This window comes from Ruegeria atlantica (assembly GCF_013032005.1).
Taxonomy (GTDB): Bacteria; Pseudomonadota; Alphaproteobacteria; order Rhodobacterales; family Rhodobacteraceae; genus Ruegeria; species Ruegeria atlantica_A.
The window spans coordinates 1-6,018 of sequence record NZ_WQBE01000023.1 but is presented as its reverse complement, the minus strand read 5'-3'; the positions used below and the strand labels follow the sequence as shown (position 1 = coordinate 6,018).

The 6,018-nt window shown below is 53.2% G+C and carries 3 tRNA genes and 3 rRNA genes; all 6 read right to left on the bottom strand.

The features are described 5' to 3' along the window. Positions 1-104: 104 nt before the first annotated feature. Positions 105-181 (bottom strand) — tRNA-Met (locus GOX21_RS21340). Between the two features lie 51 nt (positions 182-232). Further along, positions 233-347, bottom strand: a 5S ribosomal RNA gene (gene rrf, locus GOX21_RS21335). A gap of 192 nt (positions 348-539) precedes the next feature. Continuing rightward, a 23S ribosomal RNA gene (locus GOX21_RS21330) occupies positions 540-3,372 on the bottom strand. Positions 3,373-3,789: 417 nt separating this feature from the next. Beyond that, positions 3,790-3,865, bottom strand: a tRNA-Ala gene (locus tag GOX21_RS21325). 73 nt (positions 3,866-3,938) lie between these two features. Then, positions 3,939-4,015, bottom strand: a tRNA-Ile gene (locus GOX21_RS21320). Positions 4,016-4,153: 138 nt separating this feature from the next. Next, a 16S ribosomal RNA gene (locus GOX21_RS21315) occupies positions 4,154-5,615 on the bottom strand. The 16S, 23S and 5S rRNA genes sit together here with 3 tRNA genes alongside, the layout of an rRNA operon. Positions 5,616-6,018 lie beyond the last annotated feature (403 nt).

The window sequence follows — 6,018 nt, the reverse complement described above, 5'->3', positions numbered from 1 at the left end:
CTCTCACCCCAATGTTTTATGGTTCTGACGGGTTGAGTGTGTTAAGCGATTGATCTTGGGGATCAATTGTAGTGTGACCGGGCTGTTCTGAGATTTTCTGACGCTGGTTGCGGGAGTAGGATTTGAACCTACGACCTTCAGGTTATGAGCCTGACGAGCTACCGGGCTGCTCCATCCCGCGTCAGTGTCAGATTTGTATCATCGTTAGAGAGATGTTTTGGGCTTTTACTAGGTTTGGCGGTGACCTACTCTCCCGGGGCTTAAGCCCAAGTACCATTGGCGCGGCAGTGCTTAACTTCCGGGTTCGGGATGGGACCGGGTGTTTCACTTGCGCTATGACCACCAAACCGAGGAAAAGCCCATGTTTGCATTCTTGCTGAGCAAGAAAGCGACGGGTGGCAGGCAGCGTCTTTGCGTGCAAAGGCGCGTTGCCACTCGGTTGTTATGTCACCCCTTTACGGGGTTTCACATCAATCAACGTTGTCCAACTCAAGGTCGGTGTATGCTTTTGGTTTTGATTTGTCTTTCTGTTACTGGATCAAATCAAGCCTATCGGGCGATTAGTACCGGTCAACTGAACGCATTACTGCGCTTACATCTCCGGCCTATTGACGTGGTGGTCTTCCACGGCCCTCAGGGAGACCTTGTTTTGAGGGGGGCTTCCCGCTTAGATGCCTTCAGCGGTTATCCTGTCCGATCATAGCTACCCAGCACTGCCGTTGGCACGACAACTGGTCCACCAGTGGATCGTTCACCCCGGTCCTCTCGTACTAGGGGCAACTCCTCTCAAGTCTCCTACACCCACGGCAGATAGGGACCGAACTGTCTCACGACGTTCTAAACCCAGCTCACGTACCTCTTTAAACGGCGAACAGCCGTACCCTTGGGACCTGCTCCAGCCCCAGGATGAGATGAGCCGACATCGAGGTGCCAAACACTGCCGTCGATATGGACTCTTGGGCAGTATCAGCCTGTTATCCCCGGCGTACCTTTTATCCGTTGAGCGATGGCCCTTCCACTCGGGACCACCGGATCACTATGGCCGTCTTTCGACTCTGCTCGACTTGTCAGTCTCGCAGTCAGGCTGGCTTCTGCCATTGCACTCAACGAGCGATTTCCGACCGCTCTGAGCCAACCTTCGCGCGCCTCCGTTACGCTTTAGGAGGCGACCGCCCCAGTCAAACTACCCGCCACGCAGGGTCCCGGATCCGGATAACGGACCGCGGTTAGACATCAAGAGTGCGAAGGGTGGTATCTCAAGGGAGGCTCCACGGATACTTGCGTTTCCGCTTCAAAGCCTACCACCTATCCTGCACATCACAATCCTGATGCCAGTGCGAAGCTGTAGTAAAGGTGCACGGGGTCTTTCCGTCTAACCGCGGGAAGCCTGCATCTTGACAGGCAATTCAATTTCGCTGAGTCGATGTTGGAGACAGCGGGGAAGTCGTTACGCCATTCGTGCAGGTCGGAACTTACCCGACAAGGAATTTCGCTACCTTAGGACCGTTATAGTTACGGCCGCCGTTTACCTGGGCTTCAATTCAAGGCTCTCACCTCTCCTTTTAACCTTCAGGCACCGGGCAGGCGTCAGACCCTATACGTCGTCTTGCGACTTCGCAGAGCCCTGTGTTTTTAATAAACAGTCGCCACCCCCTGGTTTGTGCCCCCAGCCCCTAGTTGCCTAGGAACCGGGCCTCCTTCTCGCGAACTTACGGAGGTATTTTGCCGAGTTCCTTCAACATCGTTCTCTCAAGCGCCTTGGTATTCTCTACCAGTCCACCTGTGTCGGTTTAGGGTACGGTCTGATAGGAGGGCTATTTCCAGGAACCTCTCAGCAGCCCAATCAATCCGATAAGATTGAACTACACCTGAGATCCGTCACCACTCCACGGCCCAGGAATATTAACCTGGTTCCCATCGCCTACGCCTTTCGGCCTCGGCTTAGGGGCCGGCTTACCCTGCTCAGATTAGCTTTAAGCAGGAACCCTTGGACTTTCGGCGAGAGTGTCTCTCACACTCTTTGTCGCTACTCATGTCATCATTCTCACTAGTGATCTCTCCACCGGATCCCTCACAGGCCGGCTTCATCGAAAGCTCCAAATATCCTCCAAGGCGCCCCGAAGGACGCTAAAGAGGATAGGAACTATGTCACACTACGCTCTGCTACCATGCCTTACGGCATCCTAAGCTTCGGCTCATGGCTTGAGCCCCGTTACATCTTCGCCGCAGGACAACTTATTTAGACCAGTGAGCTGTTACGCTATCTTTAAAGGATGGCTGCTTCTAAGCCAACCTCCTGGTTGTTTTGGTCGTCCCACCTGCTTTCCCACTTAGCCATGAATTGGGGGCCTTAGCTGTAGGTCAGGGTTGTTTCCCTCTCCACTACGGACGTTAGCATCCGCAGTGTGTCTGCCATCTAGTACTCCCGGGTATTCGGAGTTTGGTTAGGATCAGTAAGCCTGTGGGGCCCCATTACCCATCCAGTGCTCTACCCCCCGGGGTATTCGGATGACGCTCTACCTAAATAGATTTCGCAGAGAACCAGCTATCTCCGAGTTTGATTGGCCTTTCACCCCTAGGCACAGCTCATCCCGATCCTTTTCAACGGATGTGGGTTCGGTCCTCCAGTAAGTGTTACCTTACCTTCAACCTGGCCATGCCTAGATCACTCGGTTTCGGGTCTGATCCCACGAACTCATGCGCCCTATTAAGACTCGCTTTCGCTACGCCTACACCTAACGGCTTAAGCTTGCTCGTGAGACCAAGTCGATGACCCATTATACAAAAGGTACGCCGTCAGCTCGCAAGGAGCCTCCGACTGATTGTAGGCGTTCGGTTTCAGGTACTGTTTCACTCCCCTCGTCGGGGTGCTTTTCACCTTTCCCTCACGGTACTGGTTCGCTATCGGTCAGCAAGGAGTACTTAGCCTTCGAAGGTGGTCCTCCGATCTTCAGACAGAATTTCACGTGTTCCGCCCTACTTAATACGTCCATCAAAGCTTCCTATACGGGGCTATCACCCGCTATGGCCATGCTTCCCAACATGTTCTAGTCACTTATCTGGCTCGGCTGGTCCCCGTTCGCTCGCCGCTACTAGGGGAGTATCAATTGATTTCCTTTCCTCCGGGTACTTAGATGTTTCAGTTCCCCGGGTTTGCTCTTAAAACCCTATGTATTCAGGTCTTAAGTACCTGTTTAAGCAACATATTGATTATCAGAGATAACAATATGAAGCTTTCAGGTGGGTTGCCCCATTCAGAAATCCATGGATCAAAGCTTATTCTCAGCTCCCCATGGCTTATCGCAGAGTATCACGTCTTTCATCGCCTCTTGCTGCCAAGGCATTCACCAAACGCCCTTCTCGCGCTTGATTTGATCCAGAAAGAGAAAGACACGAAGTCCTTCACGGCAGGCCCAGCTGGTAACTAAAGGCCGCCTCTGTTTCTGAACCAAAAGCATACTTTCCCGCCTTCCATCCTGGAACCCATGCTGCCGATGTCGGTCGGCCCCACATGGAGAATGGAAGACAATGCATGATCGTCAGATCATGCGGGTTAGTGTACTTGACTTGGACAACTCTGTTCGTTTCAGCCGGGATATTCAAAGAGGGACGAGGAAACATCCCTAATCGAACCTCCTCCGAAGAGGACCAACTGAGATCAACGCCACACTCGGCGCGATCAAACAGTGTTGATTGATTTCTCTCTATACGATGTCAAAGCCTCCGAAGAAGCTGCGTCCAATCGGACGGTTAAGAACCCAAAGGTGCTTAACGATCTGATCGGGTAAATGGTGGAGCCTAGGAGGATCGAACTCCTGACCTCCTGAATGCAAATCAGGCGCTCTCCCAGCTGAGCTAAGGCCCCAAAATAGTCGCTTTCGTGACCTTCGCTACGCGAAGGCACTGCCACGACAACGCCCTTTGCTCCGCAAAAGGCTTGGTGGGTCGAGGAGGACTTGAACCTCCGACCTCACGCTTATCAGGCGTGCGCTCTAACCACCTGAGCTACCGACCCAGACAGGCCGGTCGGCCTGATGTGTTCTGAAGAGATATGAGGACGGCTCGGTCCATGAGTTTGATCAACTTTGTTTGTTGATCTTCTGCTAAGTGTATCACGAGATTTGCGAACAAATCTAACTAGATACATCCTTAGAAAGGAGGTGATCCAGCCGCAGGTTCCCCTACGGCTACCTTGTTACGACTTCACCCCAGTCGCTGATCCTACCGTGGTCCGCTGCCCCCAAAAGGTTAGCGCACGGCCGTCGGGTAGAACCAACTCCCATGGTGTGACGGGCGGTGTGTACAAGGCCCGGGAACGTATTCACCGCGTCATGCTGTTACGCGATTACTAGCGATTCCGACTTCATGGGGTCGAGTTGCAGACCCCAATCCGAACTGAGACAGTTTTTTGGGATTAACCCATTGTCACTGCCATTGTAGCACGTGTGTAGCCCAACCCGTAAGGGCCATGAGGACTTGACGTCATCCACACCTTCCTCCCGCTTATCACGGGCAGTTTCCCTAGAGTGCCCAGCCGAACTGCTGGCAACTAAGGATGTGGGTTGCGCTCGTTGCCGGACTTAACCGAACATCTCACGACACGAGCTGACGACAGCCATGCAGCACCTGTCACTAGGTCACCGAAGTGAAAGACCCATCTCTGGGCCGGTCCTAGGATGTCAAGGGTTGGTAAGGTTCTGCGCGTTGCTTCGAATTAAACCACATGCTCCACCGCTTGTGCGGGCCCCCGTCAATTCCTTTGAGTTTTAATCTTGCGACCGTACTCCCCAGGCGGAATGCTTAATCCGTTAGGTGTGTCACCGAATAGCATGCTACCCGACGACTGGCATTCATCGTTTACGGTGTGGACTACCAGGGTATCTAATCCTGTTTGCTCCCCACACTTTCGCACCTCAGCGTCAGTATCGAGCCAGTGAGCCGCCTTCGCCACTGGTGTTCCTCCAAATATCTACGAATTTCACCTCTACACTTGGAATTCCACTCACCTCTCTCGAACTCTAGACTGATAGTTTTGGAGGCAGTTCCAGGGTTGAGCCCTGGGATTTCACCCCCAACTTTCCAGTCCGCCTACGTGCGCTTTACGCCCAGTAATTCCGAACAACGCTAACCCCCTCCGTATTACCGCGGCTGCTGGCACGGAGTTAGCCGGGGTTTCTTTACCTGCTACCGTCATTATCTTCACAGGCGAAAGAGCTTTACGACCCTAAGGCCTTCATCACTCACGCGGCATGGCTGGATCAGGGTTGCCCCCATTGTCCAAGATTCCCCACTGCTGCCTCCCGTAGGAGTCTGGGCCGTGTCTCAGTCCCAGTGTTGCTGATCATCCTCTAAAACCAGCTATAGATCGTAGGCTTGGTAGGCCATTACCCCACCAACTACCTAATCTAACGCGGGCTAATCCTTTGGCGATAAATCTTTCCCCCGAAGGGCTCATACGGTATTACTCTCCGTTTCCAGAGGCTATTCCGTACCAAAGGGTATATTCCCACGCGTTACTAACCCGTCCGCCGCTCACCCCGAAGGGCGCGCTCGACTTGCATGTGTTAGGCCTGCCGCCAGCGTTCGTTCTGAGCCAGGATCAAACTCTCAAGTTGAAAGCACATTGCTGCGCTATCCTTGACGTTCGAACCTCTGCACATCTCATCAGGAGGCTAATCCTGATGAAGTCTTCTGTTTGATGTACACAGACTTCCTAAGAAATCAGTGAACCACTCAAACAGTGAAGCTGACACTAGATCATCGGCCCCGATTGCTCGAGAAACCTACTAGCGCGATATACAGACATTCAATCCGTCGAAACGAACCAAACCGCCCACATATCTCTTCAGTTATCCATCAATGTCAAAGAACATAACACCCAGAGCCAAAAACCAGACCGTTGCGCCAATAACCTCAGCGCGCCCGCCTAACAAATCCCTCAAGATGCCCCCAGTCTCTCCTGAGCGTCTCCGCCGTCTCCAGCGTCCCAACACCGCCTCAGCAGCGCCGGTGAAGGGG